The sequence below is a fragment of the Phaeobacter sp. JH20_08 genome (assembly GCF_048056635.1).
Lineage (GTDB): Bacteria > Pseudomonadota > Alphaproteobacteria > Rhodobacterales > Rhodobacteraceae > Phaeobacter > Phaeobacter bryozoorum.
Map to the genome: position 1 here is coordinate 406,455 of NZ_JAYMVV010000005.1, position 20,847 is coordinate 427,301.

The window sequence follows — 20,847 nt, forward strand, 5'->3', positions numbered from 1 at the left end:
ATGGTCCGGCGCGCGCCCTGTTAACAAAGACCAAAGTGGCAGCGGCATCGGGCCTGTGGTAAATCTGGTGCAACAATTGGAAATGGGACGAGGCGGATATCATGAGCGGTTTGACAAAAGCAGTGCTGGTGGCAGCGGCGTTGGGGCTGAGCGCCTGTACGGGCAACCCCTGGGATGATGCAGCCGGGGCCGGTGGGCCTGGTGCAGGGGCCGGGGCGGGCGCTGCGGGGCAGCTGGATCCCAGCAGCCCGGCCTACTTCCAGCAGACGGTCGGCGACCGGGTGCTGTTTGCGGTTGACCAATCGACCCTGTCACCTGCCGCCCAGAGCGTTCTGCAGGGGCAGGCGCGCTGGCTGACGGCCAACCCGGATTATGTGGTCACAATCGAAGGCCACGCCGATGAGCAGGGCACCCGCGAATATAACCTTGCACTGGGTGCGCGCCGGGCCAATGCTGCCCGCGAATACCTGATTTCCCAAGGGGTTGCGGGCGGTCGTCTGCAGGTTGTCAGCTTTGGCAAGGAGCGCCCGCTGGAGATCTGCTCGAACGAGGCCTGCTACACCAAGAACCGTCGCGCGGTCACCGTGCTGGCGGGTGGCCTGACGGGGTAAGTGACCATGCGACTGCGTCCTCTTGCGATTGCCGCCCTTGCGCTGACCCTGGCTGTGCCGCCGCTTGCCGTCCGGGCGCAGGATCAACAGACCCTTGCCGATATCCGGCAGGAACTCACCGTGCTGCACGTCGAAATCCAGCGGCTGAAGCGGGAAATGTCGACCACCGGCAGCCCGCAGACCAATGTCGCGGGCGACAGTGTGCTGGACCGCGTCAGCGCCATCGAGGCGGAGCTGCAGCGGCTGACCGCGCAGACCGAACAGCTCTCCTACCGCGTCGATCAGGTGGTGCAGGATGGCACCAACCGGATTGGTGACCTGGAGTTCCGTCTGGTGGAACTGGAAGGCGGCGATGTCTCGAAACTGGGGGAAACCAGCACGCTGGGCGGCGGTGAGCTGCCCGCCGCCGGGGCACCTGCGCTGCCCGCCACGCCGCCGGGCACTTCGGTCGATACGACGTCGGAGCTGGCGGTGGGCGAGCAGACGGATTTCGACGCCGCCAAGGCCGCGCTGGACAGCGGCGCCTATCAGGAAGCTGCGGAGAAATTCGCGGCCTTCACCCTGGCTTATCCCGGCAGCCCGCTGGCCGCAGCGGTGGAATACAACCGCGGCAAGGCGCTGGACGGGCTGGGTGACACCCGCGAGGCGGCGCGGGCCTATCTGGCGTCATTCTCCGGCAGCTCCTCAGGAGAGACCGCGCCGAAGGCATTGTACGAACTGGGCGCCGCACTGGGGCGGCTGGGTCAGACCAGCCAGGCCTGTGTGACCCTGGCAGAGGTCGGCAGCCGCTTTCCCGGTGCAGCCGAAACCGCCGCAGCGGAGGCGGAACGCGCAAAACTGGCCTGCAATTGACGCGCAGGGACCGGGATATCCTCGCCATTGTGCAGGAGCAGTTCCGGTCTGCCTTGCCCGAACGGTTGGGCGTTGCGGTGTCAGGCGGCGGCGACTCGATGGCGCTGATGTATGCGCTGCATGAGTGTTTTGCCGATCTGGGCGTGGAAATCTGTGTCGCAACTGTTGATCACGGGCTGCGCGCGAGCTCGGGCGAGGAGGCGCAGATGGTGGCGGATGTGGCTGCCAAACTGGGTCTGGCGCATGATATCCTGCAATGGGTTGACCGGCCTTCTGCGCAGCAGGCGGGCAATCTTCAGGAGCAGGCCCGCAACGCGCGCTATACGCTGCTGACCGCATGGGCGCAGTTGAATGACATCCCGGTGGTTGCATTGGGGCATACGGCCGATGATCAGGCCGAAACGCTGCTGATGCGGCTGGGGCGGTCGTCGGGGGTGTCCGGTCTGGCTGCGATGCCGCGCAGCCGCGCGATCGAGGGGATCACCCTGCTGCGGCCGCTTCTGGAGGTGACGCGCGAAGAGCTGCGCGGCTACCTGCGGGAGCGGGGAGGGCAGTGGGTTGAGGACCCCAGCAACGAGGATCTGCGTTTCGAGCGGGTGCGGGTGCGTCAGGCGATGGATGCGCTGGCGCCGCTGGGGCTGACCGTGCAGCGGCTGGCCGCCGTTGCCCGCAATATGGGCGCCGCCCGCGAAGCCCTGGACTGGTATACGTTCCTGGCCGCCCGCGACATGGCCGAGGTGCGCGATGGCGCGATTGTCATCGACCAGCGCCAGTTTCGCACGCTGCCGGACGAAATTGCCCACCGGCTGCTGGTGCGATCCGTGCAATGGGTCAGCGGGGCGGTGCATCCGCCACGGCGTGAGCCGATGGTGCAGGCCCGCGAGGCGGTGCGTCGTGGCGGATCCTTCACATTGGGGGGCTGCCGGATGATCACCCGCAAACAGCGCACTTGGGTCTGCCGCGAATATAACCCGGTGGCCGATGAGATGACCCGGCCCGGTCGGCTCTGGGACGGGCGCTGGCGGGTTTTTGGCGGCGAGGTGAAGGACCATGAGGTGCGCGCCCTGGGCTCTGACGGCCTGCAGCACTGTCCCGACTGGCGCAGTGCCGAGGTTCCGGGCGAGGTGCTTCATGCCACGCCGGCCGTGTGGCGGGGGGGTGAGCTGGTTGCCGCCCCATTGGCAGGATTTGGCAACGGATGGTCCGCAGAACTGGTTCAGAACAGCGAAGAGTTCTTCACAGCTCTTTTATCGCATTGAACCTCACTGAAGTATCCCTATTTTAGAGGCAACGAAGGCGGCCTGCCAGGTGCGCCTCGCATTTTGGGAGACTTTCCTTGGGCAACGTACGCAATATCGCCTTTTGGGTTGTTCTGTTTGTGCTCGTCTTGGCGCTGTTCAACTTGTTCAGTGGTTCGGGCAGCACGATGCAGAGCCGAGAGAAGACTTTTTCTGATTTTGTCAGCGCGGTTGAAAACGGCAATGTCAGCACCGTGACGCTGGATGGTGAACAGGTTCGCTATACCACGTCGGACGGGCAGAATTTCATGACCATCAAACCCGGCGATGCCGAGGTGACCGCCCTGTTGATCGACAACAACATTCCGGTCCGCGCCGAGAAGCAGCAGCAGTCCGGGTTCCAGTCGTTCCTGCTGACCCTGCTGCCCTTCCTGCTGCTGATCGGTGTCTGGATCTATTTCATGAACCGGATGCAGGGCGGCGGCAAAGGCGGCGCCATGGGCTTTGGCAAGTCGAAGGCGAAGATGCTGACCGAGAAGCATGGCCGCGTCACCTTTGACGACGTGGCTGGCATCGACGAGGCCAAGGAAGAGCTGGAAGAGATCGTCGAATTCCTGCGCAACCCGCAGAAATTCTCGCGCCTCGGCGGCAAGATCCCCAAAGGCGCCCTGCTGGTGGGCCCTCCGGGTACCGGTAAGACGCTGCTGGCGCGTGCGATTGCAGGCGAGGCGGGCGTGCCGTTCTTCACCATCTCCGGTTCCGACTTTGTCGAGATGTTTGTCGGTGTCGGTGCCTCCCGTGTGCGCGACATGTTCGAACAGGCCAAGAAAAACGCGCCCTGTATCGTGTTCATCGACGAAATCGACGCCGTCGGTCGCCATCGTGGCGCCGGCTATGGCGGCGGCAATGATGAGCGTGAACAGACGCTGAACCAGCTCTTGGTGGAGATGGACGGTTTTGAGGCCAATGAAGGCGTCATCATTCTGGCCGCCACCAACCGCAAGGACGTGCTGGACCCGGCGCTGCTGCGTCCGGGCCGTTTTGACCGGAACGTGACCGTCGGCAACCCCGACATCAAGGGCCGCGAAAAGATCCTGGGCGTTCATGCCCGCAAGACGCCGCTTGGCCCTGACGTTGATCTGCGCATCATCGCGCGTGGTACGCCGGGGTTCTCCGGTGCGGATCTGGCCAACCTCGTCAATGAGGCCGCATTGATGGCCGCCCGTGTTGGCCGCCGTTTTGTCACCATGGAAGATTTCGAATCGGCCAAGGACAAGGTGATGATGGGGGCTGAGCGCCGCTCGATGGTGCTGACCCAGGATCAGAAGGAAAAGACCGCCTACCACGAGGCCGGTCACGCGGTTGTCGGCATGGCGCTGCCGCTGTGCGATCCGGTCTATAAGGCGACGATCATTCCGCGCGGTGGTGCGCTGGGTATGGTTGTGTCGCTGCCGGAAATGGACCGTCTGAATTATCACCGTGACGAATGTCAGCAGAAGCTGGCGATGACCATGGCGGGCAAGGCGGCGGAAGTCATCAAATACGGCGAAGATCATGTCTCCAACGGTCCGGCCGGCGACATCCAGCAGGCCAGCCAGCTGGCGCGTGCCATGGTGCTGCGCTGGGGCATGTCGGACAAGGTCGGCAACATCGACTATGCCGAAGCGCACGAAGGCTATTCCGGCAATACGGCGGGCTTCTCGGTCTCTGCCAACACCAAGGAGCTGATCGAGGATGAGGTGAAGCGCTTTATCCAGCAGGGCTATGAACAGGCGTTGCAGATCCTCAAGGACAAGAATGAGGAATGGGAACGTCTGGCGCAGGGGCTGCTGGAATTTGAAACCCTCACCGGTGACGAGATCAAACGCGTTATGAATGGCGAGCCGCCGCAGGCAGGCGAGGACGAGGATGATGACACCGATACCGGTAGCGCCTCGGTCACCGCGATCCCCAAGGCCAAGCCGAAGAAGCCTGCGTCGGATGATGGCATGGCACCGGAACCGTCGTCCTGACGGCGCGGCGCTGAACACCGTGTAATATCAGACCCGGTCACCCTGGCGGTGGCCGGGTTTTTTGATGACTGAACTGCGCACGAAAAGCCGAGCGGCGGGGCTGGCCAGAACCGGATGCCGCCCCTATGGTGGCGGAAATTCCTGAATGAAATGAGCCTGATGGAGATGCCCCATGCCAGTGATGCGCGAAACGGAGTTTCAGGGACAAGTGACCTGGATCGGCTATGTTCCGGCTGCCACCGGTGGGCTGCGGTCCGAGCCGCGGGACGCGCTGACGCTGGGGTTTGACGGCATCGAAGGCGAGCGCCACGCGGGCGCCTTGCGCGCCTCCTGTGTGCGGGTGCGCAATCTGCATCCCGAGGGCACGGAAATCCGAAACCTGCGCCAGATCAGCATCCTGTCGGAAGAAGAGCTGGCGTTGATCGCCGCTGATATGGGGATGGAGCGGATTGATCCCGTCCACCTTGGCGCGACGCTGGTGCTGCGCGGTATTCCCGACCTTAGCCATCTGCCACCCTCCAGCCGCTTGCAGGGGCCGGATGGGGTGACGCTGACAATCGATCTTGAGAACCGGCCCTGCATTTTCCCGGCCAAGGAGATCGAGAAGGACCACGCGGGCTTTGGTCCGAAGTTCAAGCCGGCAGCCACCGGCAGACGCGGTGTGGTGGCCTGGGTCGAGCGGCCCGGCGTGCTGAGGCAGGGCGAAAGCCTGCGCCTGTTTGTGCCGGACCAGCCTGCCTGGGCACCCTGAGTCGGGGCATGTCTGCGCCGCCGGTTGCCGATAGGCGTTGACGCGGCACGATTGGCAATCTTTGGATGCCCTAGGGGGAGCGAACGCCGTTTCAATGCCTGATCATGTCGGAAATCACGCGCATGGAATGTCGCAGAAGGGCTAAGTCTTGCGGGAAACCGGCACGGCTGTGCCCATGTAACTCGCGACATCACAATTCAGGAAACCGGCCATGAGCTACAAGAGTGACATCGAAATCGCCCGCGAGGCGCAGAAGCGTCCGATCCAGGAAATTGGCGCCAAGATCGGCATCTCCAGCGATGATCTGCTGCCCTACGGCCACGACAAGGCCAAGGTGAGCCAGGACTTCATCAATTCGGTTCAGGGCAAGGAAGACGGCAAGCTGATCCTGGTGACCGCGATCAACCCGACGCCTGCGGGCGAAGGCAAGACCACCACCACGGTTGGTCTGGGTGACGGTCTGAACCGCATCGGCAAGAACGCGATGATCTGTATCCGCGAGGCCTCGCTGGGTCCGAACTTCGGTATGAAGGGCGGCGCCGCAGGTGGCGGTTACGCGCAGGTTGTTCCGATGGAGGAGATGAACCTCCACTTCACCGGTGACTTCCACGCCATCACCTCGGCCCACTCGCTGCTGTCGGCAATGATCGACAATCACATCTACTGGGGCAATGAGTGCGATATCGACATCCGCCGTGTTGCATGGCGTCGTGTGGTCGACATGAACGACCGCGCCCTGCGCCAGATCACCGCCTCCCTTGGTGGCGTCTCCAACGGCTTCCCGCGCGAAACCGGTTTTGACATCACCGTGGCCTCCGAAGTCATGGCGATCCTCTGCCTCGCCAACGACCTGAAGGACCTGGAAAAGCGTCTGGGCGACATCATCGTGGCCTACCGCCGCGACAAGACCCCGGTTTACTGCCGCGACATCAAGGCGGAAGGCGCGATGACCGTTCTCTTGAAGGACGCGATGCAGCCGAACCTGGTGCAGACCCTGGAAAACAACCCGGCGTTTGTCCACGGTGGTCCCTTCGCGAATATCGCCCACGGCTGTAACTCCGTGATCGCAACCAAGACCGCGCTGAAAGTGGCTGACTATGTTGTCACCGAAGCAGGCTTTGGTGCGGATCTTGGCGCTGAGAAGTTCATGAACATCAAATGCCGCAAGGCAGGCATCGCACCCTCGGCTGTGGTGCTGGTTGCGACCGTGCGCGCGATGAAGATGAACGGTGGCGTGGCCAAGGCTGACCTCGGCGCGGAAAACGTCGAAGCGGTCAACAAGGGCTGTGCCAACCTCGGCCGTCATATCGAGAACGTCAAATCCTTTGGCGTGCCGGTGGTGGTTGCGATCAACCACTTTGTCACCGACACCGAGACCGAAGTGCAGGCGGTCAAGGATTACTGCGCCACCCATGGCGTCGAAGCGGTGCTGTCGCGCCACTGGGAGTTGGGCTCCGAAGGCTCCGCCGATCTGGCCCATAAAGTGGTTGAGCTGGCCGACTCCGGCAAAGCCAACTTCTCGCCGATCTACCCCGACGAGATGCCGCTGTTCGAGAAGATCGAAACCATCGCCAAGCGCATCTACCGCGCCGACGAGGTGCTGGCCGATCAGAAGATCCGCAACCAGCTGAAGGAATGGGAAGCGGCTGGCTATGGCAACCTGCCGGTCTGCATGGCGAAAACGCAGTATTCCTTCTCCACCGATCCGAACCTGCGCGGCGCGCCGACCGGCCATTCGGTTCCCGTGCGCGAAGTTCGCCTGTCGGCGGGGGCCGGTTTCATCGTCGTGGTCTGCGGCGAGATCATGACCATGCCGGGTCTGCCCCGCAAACCGGCATCGGAAACGATCCGCCTGAATGACGCAGGCCAGATCGAAGGCTTGTTCTAAGGCCTGAAATAGGCAATCTGCGGCCCGAGGATCCCCTCGGGCCGCAGGAGTTTAAAGATGAGCGAACGACACCCGCCGCAGGACTGTGCCGACATGCCGGCGCTGCGGCAGCAGATCGACAGGCTGGACCGGGAGCTGATTGCCCTGTTGGCCGAGCGGGCGGGCTATATCGACCGTGCGATCGAGCTGAAGGCGGCCAATAACTGGCCCGCGCGCATACCGGCCCGTGTCGAAGAAGTGGTCGGGAATGCCCGGATGACGGCCAGCACGGCAGGGCTTGATCCCGATCTGGTCGAGCGCCTGTGGCGCCAGCTTGTGGAATGGTCGATAGCCCGCGAGGCACAGATCATTCGCGAGGAGTAACGCGGCCCGGAGCGGCGCGCAGCAAGAGGACAGAAGCAATGGCAGCGAATATCATCGACGGCAAGGCCTTTGCCGCCACCGTACGCGAGAAGGTGGCAGGCCACGTGGCCCGGTTGAAGGAAGAGCATGACATCACCCCCGGTCTTGCGGTGGTTCTGGTGGGTGAAGATCCGGCAAGCCAGGTCTATGTGCGCTCCAAGGGCAAGCAGACCGTTGAAGCGGGCATGAACTCCTTTGAGCACAAGCTGGAGGCCGACACCTCCGAAGAGGACTTGCTGGCGGTGGTCGATCAGCTGAACAAGGATCCCTCGGTGCATGGCATCCTCGTGCAGCTGCCGCTGCCGGGTCATTTGAACGAAGACCTGATCATCAATTCCATCGCGCCGGAAAAGGACGTGGACGGGTTCCACATTTCCAACGTGGGCCTGCTGGGCACTGGTCAGAAAAGCATGGTGCCCTGCACGCCGCTTGGCTGTCTGATGATGCTGCGCGACTATCATGGCTCGCTGTCGGGCATGGACGCGGTTGTCATTGGCCGCTCCAATATCGTTGGCAAGCCGATGGCGCAGCTGTTGCTGGGCGATAGCTGCACCGTGACCATCGCACATAGCCGCACCAAGGATCTGCCGGATGTTGTCCGCCGCGCGGATATCGTGGTTGCCGCTGTGGGCCGCCCGGAAATGGTGCCTGGCGATTGGATCAAGGAAGGCGCCACCGTCATCGACGTGGGCATCAACCGGATCGACGCACCGGAAAAAGGCGAGGGCAAGACCCGTCTGGTGGGCGATGTGCATTTTGAGAGTGCGGCCGCGCGCGCGGGCGCAATCACCCCGGTGCCCGGTGGCGTCGGCCCGATGACCATCGCCTGCCTGCTGGCCAATACCGTGACCGCCTGTTGCCGCGCCAATGGTCTGGCGGAGCCGGAAGGGCTGACCGCCTGATCCAAACCGACCTGCTATCTGCGGATGGCTGAGATCTGCTGCTCCCGTCGGATGCCTCCGGCGGGAGTATTTTTTGGAAAAGTGACAGGTGGGAAAAACCTGCGGATCAGGGCGCGCGGATCAGGCCGCGACCGGCACCATGGTGCCCTGCAACAGGGCGATCAGTTTTTCATCCTCTCCGGTGATGGCGTGGACCTCGGCGGTGACAATGATCAGACGGCGGCCGGGTTTGATGACCTGGCCCGTGGCGCGCAGCATATCGCCTGCACCCGGTGCGAGAAGATTGATCTTCATCTCGGCGGTCATCACCTCGCTGTCCTCGGGCATCAGGGTCAGAGCGGCATAGCCTGCGGCACTGTCTCCGATGGCAAAGCTGAGCGCCGCATGGGCGACGCCGTGCTGCTGGCGGCTGCCCGGCAGGATGGGCGCGGAGATGGTCACGGTGCCGGTGCCGACGCTGGCAACCTCGGCACCCAATGTTTGCATCATGCTCTGTCTGGCAAAGCTGTCGCGGATGCGCTGTTCGATCATGGCTGTCCCTTTCGCATGTGCAGCCAGCATAGACCGCGCGTGCTGCGATGGGGAGGTGACGCCGCGCGCAGATCCGCCGCGGCGGGTCAGCGTGGCATCGGGCAGGGCAGCGGACGCGGGCCGGTGAGGATGGCGAGGGCCCGCGGCGCCATGAGATCCGAGAGCGCCGGGTTGGTGGTGCAGAGACCGCCGGTATAGGTGCCAAAGGCGGGCAGGATCAGGCGCTGGTGATCGGCAAGAAACGCAGGCCGGGCGCTGCCGCGCAGACGCGCCTTTGGGTGGTAGTGGCCGGATATCTCGGCGGCAGCTTCGCCCGGGGTCTCAGCGCCGGTGTGGCTCTTGAAGGTGGGGTCGGCGATGTGACGAAACAGCAGCGGGCCGAGGGTCAGGCTGTCACAGGCGTCGCCCGCCAGCCCGCTGGGGGCAGGGTCGTGATTGCCGGTGATCCAGATCCAGCGATGAGCCGCGATCAGCTGGTCGAGACGGGTTTGGTCGGCATCTGACAAGGCGGCTGCCGCCGCGTCATCGTCGAAGCTGTCGCCGAGGCAGATGACCGTTTCAGGACGGGTCTGGTCAAGCACCGCGGCAAGACGCTGAAGGGTATCGCGGGTTTCATAGGGGGGCAGGGCCGGGCCGCCGCGCCGGAGCTGGCGTTCGGATTTGCCCAGATGCAGGTCGGAGACACAGAGCAGCCCCTGCGCCTGCCACCAGAGCGCACCAGCACCAAGCGCGGTGAGGCGCTGGCCTGCGAGGGAGAGATCATAGCCGGTCATGGCTGCTCTGATCGCCGGTTTTGCGGGACGGTGCAAGACGGCAGATTCAGCCGTCAGGGTGACGCAGCGCCGGGCGGAGCCAGCTCTGCCAGCCCGGCGCTGCGCATCAGCTCTTCGGTTTCGCGTTGCAGCAGCTTTTCCTGGGCGGCACCTTTCACCGGGACCTTGCCTGCCTCCAGCAGCAGCGGCGCGGCCAGCGGTGAGATCTGCGACAGCCTGTTGAGGGTGATGTTTCCCTTGATGCGGCTGAGCAGTTCCTCGATGCGGCCGAAATCCACCAGCCCGCCAAGCGCCTCCTGCCGGGTGATGTCCAAGAGCAGGTGATCGGGATCATATTTACGGAGCGTGTCGTAGAGGATGTCGGAGGAGAATGTCGCCTGTCGTCCGTTCTTGCGCTGGCCGGGGGTGTTGCGTTCGATCAGCCCCGCGATGGTGGCCACCGCGCGGAAGCTGCGTTTCATCACCGCATTGCCCGCGAGCCAGCCGTCCAGACCCGCGCGCAGCTCGGCAGGATCGAACAGCGGGGCGGGGTCGTCAACCGGGCTGAGCCCCCAGATCAGCGTGGCATAATCGGTGGCGACAAAGCCAAGCGGATCGAGCGACAGCTCTTCCATCCGTTTGGTCAGCAACAGACCGAGGGTCTGCATCGCATTGCGCCCGGCAAACCCGTAGATGCAGAGGTGTTCGCGGCCCCGGAAGGGAAAGCTTTCGAGCAGCAGCTGGCCCCGGCGGGGCATCTGTGAGACCTCGCGCTGTAGCGCCAGCCAGTCGGCGGTGTGCGGTGGCAGATCGGGCCAGCTGTCGCGTTGCAGGATATCGAGGATGCGGGTGCTGAGCTGGGTCGATGTGGCAAATTTGGTGCCGGAGAAGACCGCGACCTTCGGTTTCCGGCTGGCATTGCGGCTGACCTCGACCGTCATTTCGCGCAGCGATTCATACCGCACGATCTGGCCGCCGATGAGGAAGGTGTCGCCCGGGGTGAGGGTGGCGGCAAAGCTCTCTTCGACCTCGCCAAGCGGTTTGCCGCCGCGGCTGCGTTTGAGTCGGACCTTCAGGAGGTCGGCGTCCTGAATGGTGCCAATGTTCATGCGGATGCGGCGGGCGGCGCGGGGGTCGCGCAGCTGCCACATCCCGTCGGGACGTTGCAGCAGCCGTTGCCACTGGTCATAGACCCGGAGGGCGTAGCCGCCGGTGGCACAGAAATCGAGGCAGGCGTCGAATTCAGCCCGGCTGAGGCTGGCATAGGCGCCGGCTCCCGTGACCTCGGCATAAAGGTCATCGGCGGCGAAGGGACCGGCGCAGGCGCGGATCAGGATGTGTTGGCAGAGCACGTCGCGGGGGCCGGGTGTGCGCGGGCTGCCATCAAGCGTGCCTGCCTCCACCGCCTCAAGGGCGGCACGGCATTCCACCACCTCAAACCGGTTGGCCGGCACCAGAAGCGCCTTGGAGGGGGCATTGTAGCGGTGGTTGGCGCGGCCGATGCGCTGGACCAGCCGTTTCACGTTCTTCGGCGCGCCGATCTGGATCACCAGATCGACGTCCCCCCAGTCGATGCCCAGATCAAGCGAGCCGGTACAGACCACTGCGCGCAGCTCTCCGCGCACCATCGCTGCCTCGACCCGGTCCCGCTGCACCCGGTCGAGTGAGCCATGGTGAATGCCGATCGGTAGCGCGTCATCATTGGCAAGCCAGAGGTTGTGAAAGAAGATCTCTGCCTGGGCGCGGGTGTTGTGGAAGATCAGCGTGGTGTTATGCGCCTTGATCTGCTCCAGCACGGCGGGGATGGCATGGGCAGCGCCGCCCCCGGACCAGGGCGGGGCTGCATCCGTGTGCAGCATCTGGATATCAGCGGCGGGGCCAGGATCGGCCAGCACGATATCGCAGGGATCCGGGTGGCGGGCCAGATACTGCGCGATGGCGGCGGGGTCATCGACGGTGGCCGAAAGGCCGACGCGGCGCATGTCCGGACAGATCGCCTGAAGCCGGGTCAGGGCGAGCATCAGCTGGTCGCCGCGCTTGCTCTCGGCGAGGGCGTGGATCTCGTCCAGTACCACTCGTTTCAGTCCCGCAAACATCCGCGGCGCGTCCTCATAGGAGGTGAGCAGGGCGAGGCTTTCAGGTGTGGTGAGCAGGATATGCGGCGGGTCGGCGCGCTGGCTGCGCTTGCGGGAGGCGGGCGTGTCACCGGTGCGGTCGTCGATGCGGATGGGCAGGCCCATCTCCTCGACCGGGGTGCGCAGGTTGCGTTTGATATCCGCCGCCAGCGCCTTCAGCGGCGAGACGTAGAGCGTGTGCAGCCCGCGGTGTTCGCCGGTTGCAAGATCGGCAAGAGTGGGCAGGAAACCCGCCATCGTCTTGCCGCCGCCGGTCGGGGCGATCAGCAGCGTTGCCGGATCATCCGCGCGCGCCAGCATCTCTTGCTGGTGCGGGTGAATGGTCCAGCCACGGTCGTGGAACCAGGCGGTGATGACATCGGGAAGACTGCTCATCCGACTTATCTAGGCGCGGTGGCAGAACTTTTCTAAACGTTCTGGCCAAAGTTTATCAAAAAACTTTGGGGTGGCTCATTTGACGATGTGTTCGTCCTTGACGAACATATTGGCCCAGGCGCGGTCGATGAGGTCGGGAGACATCTGATAGGGGATGCCTTCGAAATCGCAGATCGCCTTCATCTGGTCGATCAGGAACACCGGCTGGTAGTTGGCGTAGATATTGTCGATGGTCGGATATTTGCGTTTCAGAAGATGCACCAGCGCCGCCTCGTCCAGGGGCACGCCTTTCTTCTGGGCGACCATGGCGAAGATCTTGAGAAAGTTTTCCTGATTTGGCCCGTCGATCTTGATCTTGAAAAAGATCCGCCGCAGCGCCGCCTGATCGAAGATCTCATTGGGGTGGAAGTTGGTGGAGAAGATCACCAGCGTGTCAAAGGGCACCTCGAATTTCTCGCCCGATTGCAGCGAAAGGATATCGCGGCCCTCTTCCAGCGGCACGATCCAGCGGTTGACCAGCGCCTGCGGTGACTCTGCCTGGCGGCCCAGGTCATCGACGATGAAGATGCCGCCGGTGGATTTCAGCTGCAACGGCGCCTGATAGGTGCGCGCGGTTGGGTTGTAGACCAGATCCAGCATCGACAGGGACAGCTCGCCCCCGGTCACCACCGTGGGCCGTTCGCAGCAGACATAGCGGCTGTCAAAGCGGCGGGCGCGGCGCAGGCTGTTGGGGTCGTCCTCGGGCAGCGGCACGGCAGTGTGAACGATGGGATCATAGACCGTGATCACCTGACCGGCATATTCAATCGCGCGCGGCACGTAGACGTGATCCCCCAGCGCGTCGCGGATGCCGTTGGAGATGGAGGATTTCCCGTTGCCGGGCGGGCCATACATCAGGATCGAGCGGCCGGCGCTGACAGCGGGGCCGAGGTGGTCGAGCAGGCTGTCGGGCAGGACCAGATGGCCCATTGCACCGAGCAGTTGCTGGCGGGTGACCAGAATATTGCGGATTGACTGGCGTTTGACCTGTTCGCGGTAGATGTGCAGCGGCACCGGCATGGCGCCGTAATATTCGGACTGGCTGAGCGCATCCAGCGCGCGGGCTTTGCCCGCCTCGGTCAGCTGATAGCCCATTTCATTGCCGCTGTTGGCGTTGAGCGTACCGGTTGCCTCCAGCAGCTTTTGTTCGCGGGCGATATCGACCAGTTCCTGCGTCACCGGGATCGGCAGGCAGATGGCGGCGGCGATTTCGCTGACGTTTTCGCAGGTCTTGCGGAAAATGGTTTTGAGCAGGATATCCCGCATCATCACCATCGGGAGCTGCATCTGCTCCAGCCCGCGCGGGGTAGGGGGTGCCACTACGGCGGATGTCTGCATGTTCATGCTGCGGCCTGCCTGTCTCGATTGTTCAATGTTGCGCCCGGTGGCGCCCGACTGTTCAGACAAGAGTTTATTCAGCACTGTGGCACAAGCGGGGCAAAGCTGGTGCATTTCCGCGAAGGGGCCGACCACATGCGGGGCATTTTAGGAAATTGTCAGTCGGGGGCGATCTGGACCGGGATGCCTCAGACCGGGGCGCTCTGACCCAGCTGGCTGCCGAGCAGCAGATAGGCGACCAGCGTGCCGCCAAGGCAGAGGCCCATTGGAAACTTGCTGCCGACCTCCCAGCTCTTCCAATGCGGGGCAAGACGGCGCAGGGGGGTGTATTTCGCGATGCGATGGGTGAGGAACCCGGCCAGCAGCATGGCGGAGAAGATCATCACCACCACCGAGAGATCGCCAAACACCACAAAGGGGGCTGCGGCACCGGCGAATTTGGCGTCCCCTGCGCCGACCATGCCCGCGCTGTAGCACAGGAAGCCAAGGCCGATGCCGATGGGCAGATGCAGCAACTGCCAGCCATAGTCCGTCCAGCTCATCAGGAAGGGGCCGACAAGGACAAAGATCACGGCCAGAAGATCCACGGTCCAGTTCGGGATCCGCATATGGCGCAGGTCATTCAGCGCGACCACACAGCAGAGCGGCACCACAAAGGGCAGGAACCACAGGGCGACATGGGCCGAGATCAGCATGGGGTGGGGCTCCGGTCTTAGCCGTTTTCCAGCGCAGCAAGTGCGCGCGCCGCCGCGTCGAAATGCTGCGGATGGGTCGAGATCGCCTGCCGCAGCAGGCTTTCGCCGGTCTGCACGTCGCCCTGTTTTACAGCCGATAGCGCCAGCGTGTGCAGCAGCTGGGCGCGTTCGACTTGATCCATCGGGATCACCGGCAGCGTGTAGTTGCGCTGCGCGCCACGGGCCAGCACCAGATTGTTCTTGGCGGTGAACAGCGACTGATCCTGACGGATGGCATCGCCGAACAGGCGCTCGGCTTCGGCATAATCGCCACGGGTCAGTTTCGAATAGCCCCAGTTGTTCATCACGCGGGCGGGCTGTGTCGTGAGGCCGACGGCGGTCTGGTAAAAGCTGTCGGAGCGTTTCCAGTCCTGTTCCGAGTCGGCGACCATCGCCTCCAGCCGGTAGCGTTTGTAGGTCTCATGGGTGGGCGGCACCTTGTCGAGAGTGGCCTTGGCCTCGTCCCAGTTGCTGGTGCGGATCAGCGCGTCGGCCAGTTCGATACGGTCCTCATCGGTGGCCTCGGGCAGCGAGACGACTTTTTTCCAGGCGGCAACCGCTTCGGTGTTGCGCTTGGCGCGGATCAGCGAGATCGCCAGCCCGCGGTTGAGGTCGATCCGGTCGGGTGCGGATTTGACGGTGCGCTGAAAATAGGTGACGGCTTCGTTTGGATCGGCAACCGTCAGCATCACATCGTTGAGATTGCTCTCGTCAACCACATTCACCTCCTGAAAGGCGCGGTCCACGGCTTCGGTGTCGTCCTTGGCGCAGGCCGACAGGACAAGCCCACCGACCAGACATGCGGATACGAAAATCTGCTGGCGCATTTTTTGCGTCCTCTGTGCTGCTTTGCCTCTAGGCCTTGCGTCACTGGGACGTGCGAATCAGGTAGCTGCCCCCTCCGCGTTGCACCAGTGCATAGCCTTTTTGTTGCGGATCACTATGCGTGTTCTGATCAAGTTTTGCGAGGGCAAGGCGGAAATTTTCACGGATTGCGTCACTTTCGCCATTATCGAGGGCGAAGGCGCGGCGCAGGGTCTGCTCGGCCTCCGGGTATTTCTGCCGCTCCATCAGCACCACGCCGAGATTGTTCATCGCCGCAGGCCAGTTGGGATCCTTTGCGACCGCGCGGCGCAGCTGGGTTTCGGCCTGACCCAGACGGCCCAGCCCCAGATTTGCGGTCCCGAGGCCAGAGAGCACCTCGGCGCTGAGACCCTCTTCCAATGCGGCGCGGGTAAAGGCATCCAGCGCCAGCTCATACTCGGCGGCGGCCATCAGACGGTGCCCGACAATAAGCCCGCTTTCGGCGGTGCCACGGGGATCAACGCCGGGCAGGGCGGGCGCGCCAAGGGGATCCTTTGGATCCGGTTTTCCGCCCGGCGACATGCAAGCCGCCACCAACGCAAGCGCGAGGGTGGCGGGGATCAGTCGATAGAGACGGGAGGGGATGGCCCAACCCAATGTCATCATGTGTTATTTGCTCATATTGCCCAGATTGGCGATGCCCTGTGCCGAGGGTCCGACCAGAATGATCAGCAGCGGCGGCACCGTCAGGGTCATTGTGGCAAGGGTCATTTTGGTTGGCAACTTGTTTGCGGCCTCTTCGGCGCGCATGACGCGCTTGTCCCGCATTTCGCTGGCATAGACCCGCAGTGCCTCCGCAATCGAGGTGCCGAAGGTGGCGGATTGGATCATCACGGTCACAAAGGAGGACACATCCTGCACGCCGCAGCGGGTGCCCATGTCGCGCATGACCTTATCCTTGTCCTTGCCGGCCTTCATCTCCTGGGCAACCACCTCGAATTCCTCGGCCAGCGCCGGGTAGGAGGCATGCAGCTCCTTGGCCACGCGCACAATCGCCTGATCCAGCGACTGACCTGCCTCGACGCAGACCAGCATCATGTCCAGCGCGTCAGGAAAGCCCGAGGTGATCTCCTGTTTGCGCTCCTCGATGCGGCGGGTGATCCAGTATTTCGGCAGCATATAGGCGGCGGCACCGGGGCCGATGATGCGGATCACCATCTGCTGGCTGTCATATTCCATGTCCGCATTCAGCACGTAGACATAGAACAGACCCGCGGCGAGGCCGATGAGGCCAAGGGCAAACTGTGCAAAGTGGAAAAAGCGGACCGAGTCCTTGGACTGATAGCCGGCCTGACGCAGCTTCAGCTCCATCTTGGAGAGTTCGGCGGCGTCCTGCGGCTCCAGAAAGGAGGCGAATTTCTGCAGCTGCTCGTTGCGATCGGCCTGCCGCAGACGTTCCTTTTTCGGTTTGGTCTGGGTGCTGGCCGACATGCTTTTTTGCAGCTTCTTCAGCGGATCCTCGGGCTGGTTCAGCAGCAGCGGAATCGCCAGCAGGATCATGAAGAGGCCGATCAGCCCGACCACCAGAAGCGGGCCGAAGGGGCCAAGATGGGAGGTCAGCAGGTCGTTGATATCGCTCAGGGATGTCATGATTATTGCCTCACACCTTGATGTTCGTCAGCATCCGCATGACGAAGAGGTTGACGGTCAGCATGGCGCCGACAACAAAGCAGGCGGGAATGAACCAGGGATGGTCGATCACGCTGTCGTAATAGCCTGGATCCTTGGCCAGGATGCCGCCCAGACAGAACAGCGGAAAGCCGGAGAGGAATTTTCCGGACCACTGCGCCTCGGCGGTGATGGCCTTCACGCGGCGGAACAGGCGGAAGCGGGCGCGGATCACCTTGGCCAGACCGGCCAGCACCTCGGCGAGGTTACCACCGGATTGCTGCTGGATGGTGACGGCCACGGCAAGGAAGCGCATGTCCTGCATGTCCAGACGTTCGGCCATTTCCTTCAGCGCCTCGCCGACATCGCGGCCATAGGCGCTTTCGTCGGCGATCACGCCAAATTCCGTGGCCAGCGGGTCTTCGACCTCATTGGCGACGATCTGCACGGCAGAGGAAAACGGATGGCCGACGCGCAGGGAGCGCACCATCAGTTCGACCGCATCGGGCAGCTGTTCTTCGATCATCGCCATGCGTTTGGCGGCTTTTTTGTTGACCCAGAAGAACACGGCGCCGACGCCGATGATCACCGAGGCCAGCAGGCGCAGCGGCAGTTCGGCGCTGGTGCCGACGCTGAGACCGACAAAGGCGATGGCCGCGACGCCGCCCATGATCATGATCAGCTGGCGCGGTGAGAAGGCGATGGCCGCCTTCTGAGCGCGTTCAGCCAGAAGGGAATAGAGCGGGATCGACTTGGCGCTCATATGCTGGCGCATTTCCTTGCGCAGCTGTTCCAGCACCTGTTCGCGGTTGCCGCCCTTGTCCATCATTTCCAGACGGCGGTTCACGCGGCTGTTGAGGCTGATGGATTTGCCGAATGTCACCAGGTAGAGACCTTCGACCAGCACCAAGACGCCGATGAAGATCAGGCCGTAGATGATCGGTTCTGCACTCAGTTGCATCAGCGGGCCTCCATCACGGTGGGTTCATAGATCGACGCGGGCAGGTCATAGCCCCAGAGGCGGAAGCGCTCGGAGTAGTGGCTGCGCACGCCGGTGGCGGTGAAATGGCCGATGATCTTGTTGTCCGGGGTCAGGCCGACGCGCTGGAAGCGGAAGATTTCCTGCATCGAGATCACATCGCCCTCCATGCCGGTGATTTCGGTGATCGAGGTCATGCGGCGCGACCCGTCCTGAAGGCGCGAGGCCTGCACGATGATGTTGACCGCCGATGCGATCTGGCTGCGTACCGCCTTGATCGGCATTTCGATGCCGGCCATGGCGATCATGTTTTCCAGACGCGAGATGCCGTCGCGGGCGGAGTTGGCGTGGATCGTGGTCATGGACCCGTCGTGGCCGGTGTTCATCGCCTGCAACATGTCGATGACCTCCTCGCCGCGGGTCTCGCCCACGATGATCCGGTCCGGGCGCATCCGCAGGGCGTTCTTGAGACAGTCGCGGGGGGAAACCTCGCCGCGACCCTCGACGTTGGGCGGGCGGCTTTCCATCCGGCCCACATGGGTCTGTTGCAGCTGAAGTTCCGCCGTATCCTCGATGGTCAGGATGCGTTCGGCATTGTCGATGAAGGACGACAGCGCATTGAGCGTGGTGGTCTTACCAGAGCCGGTCCCGCCGGAAACGATGACATTCAGGCGCGTGGAGACAGCGGCCTGAAGATAGGCAGCCATCTCTTCGGTGAAGGCGCCGAAGCTGACCAGATCGTCAATGCCCAGCTTGTCCTTTTTGAATTTACGGATCGACACCAGCGAGCCATCGACCGCGACGGGCGGCACCATGGCGTTAAAGCGCGAGCCGTCGGCAAGACGGGCGTCCACGTAAGGGTTGCTTTCATCGACACGGCGACCCACGGCGGAGACGATCTTGTCGATGATCCGCATCAGGTGCTTTTCATCCTTGAATGTGACATCCGACATCTGCAGCTTGCCGTCGCGTTCGACAAAAACCTGATGCGGGCCGTTCACAAGGATATCGTTGACCGTATCGTCCTGAAGCAGGGTTTCCAGCGGGCCAAGGCCGGTGACCTCGTCATAGAGCTCCTTGGTCAGGGTCTGGCGGTCCTCACGGTTGAGAACGATGCCTTTTTCCTCAAGGATTTCGGTGGCGATGGAGGAAATCTCGGCGCGCAGTTCCGCCTCGCTGGCGCGTTCCAGTGCTGCGAGGTTCAGGTTGTCCAGCAGCTCGCGGTGGAGCTGGATCTTGATCTCACCCATCCGCTCCTTGCGCTTGCGTTCCTTGTCCGCCGGGGCGGCCTCGGCGGGAGTGCCGACCATTGGTCGGCGCATGGAGACGGCCGGGGCGGCTTTTTGCGGGGCGGGCGTGGCCACGGGCGCCGGCTGCGCCGCGGCGCGAGGGGTGGCGGATTGTTTTTTATACTTCGAGAACATGAAAGGAACGCCCCTGGTTAAATCTGGGTTCAGGCCGCCGCAGCGTCGCTTTGACCGAGGTCATGCAGCGATTGGGCCAGTTTCAGAACTTCCTTGCGTAGCGGGTTCTTGGCAGCCGAGCTGGCCAGCGGGGTGCCGTGGTCGCAGGCCTGCGCAACCTGTTTGCCGCCGTCGGGCAGCTGCAGGTCGATAGAAATACCCAAGGATTCCGCCATACGCTTGACGCGGCTCTTGCCGCTGAGGTCGGTGAACTTCGGTGCGCGGTTCAATGCGAAGCGCAGCTTTTCAAACGGCAGCTCCTCCGATTGCAGAGCGCGTTTCAGGCGCAGCGCATTCTGCGCCGACCGCATGTCCAGCTCGACCATGGAGAAATAGACATGCGCCATATTGAGAACGGTTTCAGACCATTGCACCAGCGTGTGGGGCATGTCGATGACGACAAAATCAAAATGGCTGCGCGCCAGCGTTACCACCCGTTCGATATCTTCGGGGGTGATGAATTCCAGCGGGATCATATCCACCGGCGCCGTCAGCACCTGTAGCTTGTCCTCATAGGTGACCAGCGCCTGGCCAAAGATGTCTTCGTCGAGATTCTCGGTATCGCTCAGCATCTCCATCACCACCTCGCGGCGCGGCAGGTCGAGATAGGTTGCGACGGACCCGTATTGCAGGTCAAAATCCAGAAGGCAGACGCGCGGGGTCTCCGATGTGGAAAGCTGCGCCAGCTCCCAGGCGAGATTTACCGCCAGCGTGGTTGAACCGCTGCCGCCGGCCAGACCGTGGCAGACGATGACCGCGCCGTCGCGCTGGCTGCCGGTTTTCAGAGCGTGCTGCGGTTGGGCGGTGCGTTCGGCCTCGGCCAGGCGCAGCCGTTCGATGGCGGCCTGCAGCTCTCCCTCGGGCAGCGGGTAGGGGATGAATTCATCGGCCCCCTGGCGCAGCAGGCTGTGCAGCGCGGCGGGGGTCACGTCCTCGGCAATCAGGATCACCTTGATATTGCGGGACTTTGCCTCGGTGATGATGGTGCCCATCAATTGCAGATTGTCTTCGTCGGCGCTGTCCAGCGCCAGCGCCACAAATTCCAGCGCTTCGGCTTCGCTCTGGTTGAAGAAGGCCAGCGCCTCGGTAAAGCCGAGATCGCCCCAGGCTTCGCCCATGGTGGCTTCCATGTCTTCGATCAGCAGGTCAAAGTTCTGCACGTCGCGGCTGATCGTGCAGGCAACAATCGCGTTCGCTTCTGTCTGCGGCATACCGCTGCTCATCACCGTAATCCTTCTCTCGGGGCGTGTCGCACCATGTTGGCCAGAGCACGCTAGCACGCACGTCCGGCATTTGGACGCACATTACCTCTTGAGAACAATGTCGGTGAAGATCTGGGCGAGATTGGGGCCAAGGCGGCCCATTTGTGGGGA

At 63.1% G+C, this 20,847-nt stretch carries 19 protein-coding genes; 8 read left to right on the forward strand and 11 right to left on the reverse strand.

Translation table 11 applies throughout. The features are described from left to right. Window positions 1–101 precede the first annotated feature (101 nt). From pal to folD, 8 genes are all read left to right on the forward strand, one after another. Window positions 102–611 (forward strand): peptidoglycan-associated lipoprotein Pal, encoded by a 510-nt coding sequence (gene pal / locus VWY75_RS03950; RefSeq protein WP_340544610.1) that lies wholly within the window; start codon window positions 102–104, stop codon window positions 609–611. A gap of 6 nt (window positions 612–617) precedes the next feature. Then, on the forward strand, window positions 618–1,463 hold the full coding sequence (gene ybgF / locus VWY75_RS03955) for a tol-pal system protein YbgF (RefSeq protein ID WP_416537312.1): 846 nt from the start codon (window positions 618–620) through the stop codon (window positions 1,461–1,463). A 53-nt stretch (window positions 1,464–1,516) separates the two neighbouring features. Further along, window positions 1,517–2,722, forward strand: a complete 1,206-nt coding sequence (gene tilS, locus VWY75_RS03960; RefSeq protein WP_416537329.1) for a tRNA lysidine(34) synthetase TilS — start codon at window positions 1,517–1,519, stop codon at window positions 2,720–2,722. A gap of 77 nt (window positions 2,723–2,799) precedes the next feature. Beyond that, window positions 2,800–4,713, forward strand: coding sequence for an ATP-dependent zinc metalloprotease FtsH (gene ftsH / locus VWY75_RS03965; RefSeq protein ID WP_340544613.1), 1,914 nt, complete (start codon window positions 2,800–2,802; stop codon window positions 4,711–4,713). Between the two features lie 172 nt (window positions 4,714–4,885). Further along, complete coding sequence (locus VWY75_RS03970) at window positions 4,886–5,464, forward strand: MOSC domain-containing protein (RefSeq protein ID WP_416537313.1); 579 nt, start codon at window positions 4,886–4,888, stop codon at window positions 5,462–5,464. A gap of 211 nt (window positions 5,465–5,675) precedes the next feature. Further along, complete coding sequence (locus VWY75_RS03975) at window positions 5,676–7,352, forward strand: formate--tetrahydrofolate ligase (RefSeq protein ID WP_340544615.1); 1,677 nt, start codon at window positions 5,676–5,678, stop codon at window positions 7,350–7,352. 57 nt (window positions 7,353–7,409) lie between these two features. Next, a complete protein-coding gene (locus VWY75_RS03980) occupies window positions 7,410–7,715 on the forward strand; it encodes a chorismate mutase (protein ID WP_340544616.1) in 306 nt (101 codons plus the stop codon). A 38-nt stretch (window positions 7,716–7,753) separates the two neighbouring features. Beyond that, window positions 7,754–8,656, forward strand: a complete 903-nt coding sequence (gene folD, locus VWY75_RS03985; RefSeq protein ID WP_416534698.1) for a bifunctional methylenetetrahydrofolate dehydrogenase/methenyltetrahydrofolate cyclohydrolase FolD — start codon at window positions 7,754–7,756, stop codon at window positions 8,654–8,656. Between the two features lie 120 nt (window positions 8,657–8,776). Here folD and VWY75_RS03990 read toward each other — a convergent pair whose 3' ends face one another. The 11 genes from VWY75_RS03990 to VWY75_RS04040 all read right to left on the reverse strand — a co-directional run bounded on the left by VWY75_RS03990 (window position 8,777) and on the right by VWY75_RS04040 (window position 20,697). After that, a complete protein-coding gene (locus VWY75_RS03990) occupies window positions 8,777–9,187 on the reverse strand; it encodes a PaaI family thioesterase (RefSeq protein ID WP_416537314.1) in 411 nt (136 codons plus the stop codon). Between the two features lie 86 nt (window positions 9,188–9,273). Beyond that, window positions 9,274–9,960, reverse strand: coding sequence for a ligase-associated DNA damage response endonuclease PdeM (pdeM, locus tag VWY75_RS03995; RefSeq protein ID WP_340544620.1), 687 nt, complete (start codon window positions 9,958–9,960; stop codon window positions 9,274–9,276). Between the two features lie 53 nt (window positions 9,961–10,013). Next, window positions 10,014–12,449: a ligase-associated DNA damage response DEXH box helicase gene (locus VWY75_RS04000; protein WP_416537315.1), complete on the reverse strand. Its 2,436-nt coding sequence runs from the start codon at window positions 12,447–12,449 to the stop codon at window positions 10,014–10,016. 75 nt (window positions 12,450–12,524) lie between these two features. Continuing rightward, window positions 12,525–13,832 carry an ATPase gene (locus VWY75_RS04005; protein ID WP_340544623.1) on the reverse strand — a complete coding sequence of 436 codons (1,308 nt, stop codon included), beginning with the start codon at window positions 13,830–13,832 and terminating at the stop codon, window positions 12,525–12,527. Window positions 13,833–14,014: 182 nt separating this feature from the next. Continuing rightward, window positions 14,015–14,521: an A24 family peptidase gene (locus VWY75_RS04010; protein ID WP_416537316.1), complete on the reverse strand. Its 507-nt coding sequence runs from the start codon at window positions 14,519–14,521 to the stop codon at window positions 14,015–14,017. A 17-nt stretch (window positions 14,522–14,538) separates the two neighbouring features. After that, window positions 14,539–15,387 carry a tetratricopeptide repeat protein gene (locus VWY75_RS04015; protein WP_340544625.1) on the reverse strand — a complete coding sequence of 283 codons (849 nt, stop codon included), beginning with the start codon at window positions 15,385–15,387 and terminating at the stop codon, window positions 14,539–14,541. Between the two features lie 40 nt (window positions 15,388–15,427). Beyond that, window positions 15,428–16,030: a tetratricopeptide repeat protein gene (locus VWY75_RS04020; RefSeq protein WP_416534695.1), complete on the reverse strand. Its 603-nt coding sequence runs from the start codon at window positions 16,028–16,030 to the stop codon at window positions 15,428–15,430. Window positions 16,031–16,033: 3 nt separating this feature from the next. Further along, on the reverse strand, window positions 16,034–17,014 hold the full coding sequence (locus VWY75_RS04025) for a type II secretion system F family protein (protein ID WP_340544628.1): 981 nt from the start codon (window positions 17,012–17,014) through the stop codon (window positions 16,034–16,036). 10 nt (window positions 17,015–17,024) lie between these two features. Then, window positions 17,025–17,993: a type II secretion system F family protein gene (locus VWY75_RS04030; RefSeq protein WP_340544629.1), complete on the reverse strand. Its 969-nt coding sequence runs from the start codon at window positions 17,991–17,993 to the stop codon at window positions 17,025–17,027. Then, entirely contained in the window at window positions 17,993–19,435 is a 1,443-nt protein-coding gene (locus VWY75_RS04035; RefSeq protein WP_416537317.1) for a CpaF family protein, read from the reverse strand. The genes VWY75_RS04030 and VWY75_RS04035 overlap by 1 nt, the downstream gene beginning before the upstream one ends. A gap of 29 nt (window positions 19,436–19,464) precedes the next feature. Further along, window positions 19,465–20,697, reverse strand: coding sequence for an AAA family ATPase (locus VWY75_RS04040; protein ID WP_340544631.1), 1,233 nt, complete (start codon window positions 20,695–20,697; stop codon window positions 19,465–19,467). Between the last annotated feature and the right edge of the window lie 150 nt (window positions 20,698–20,847).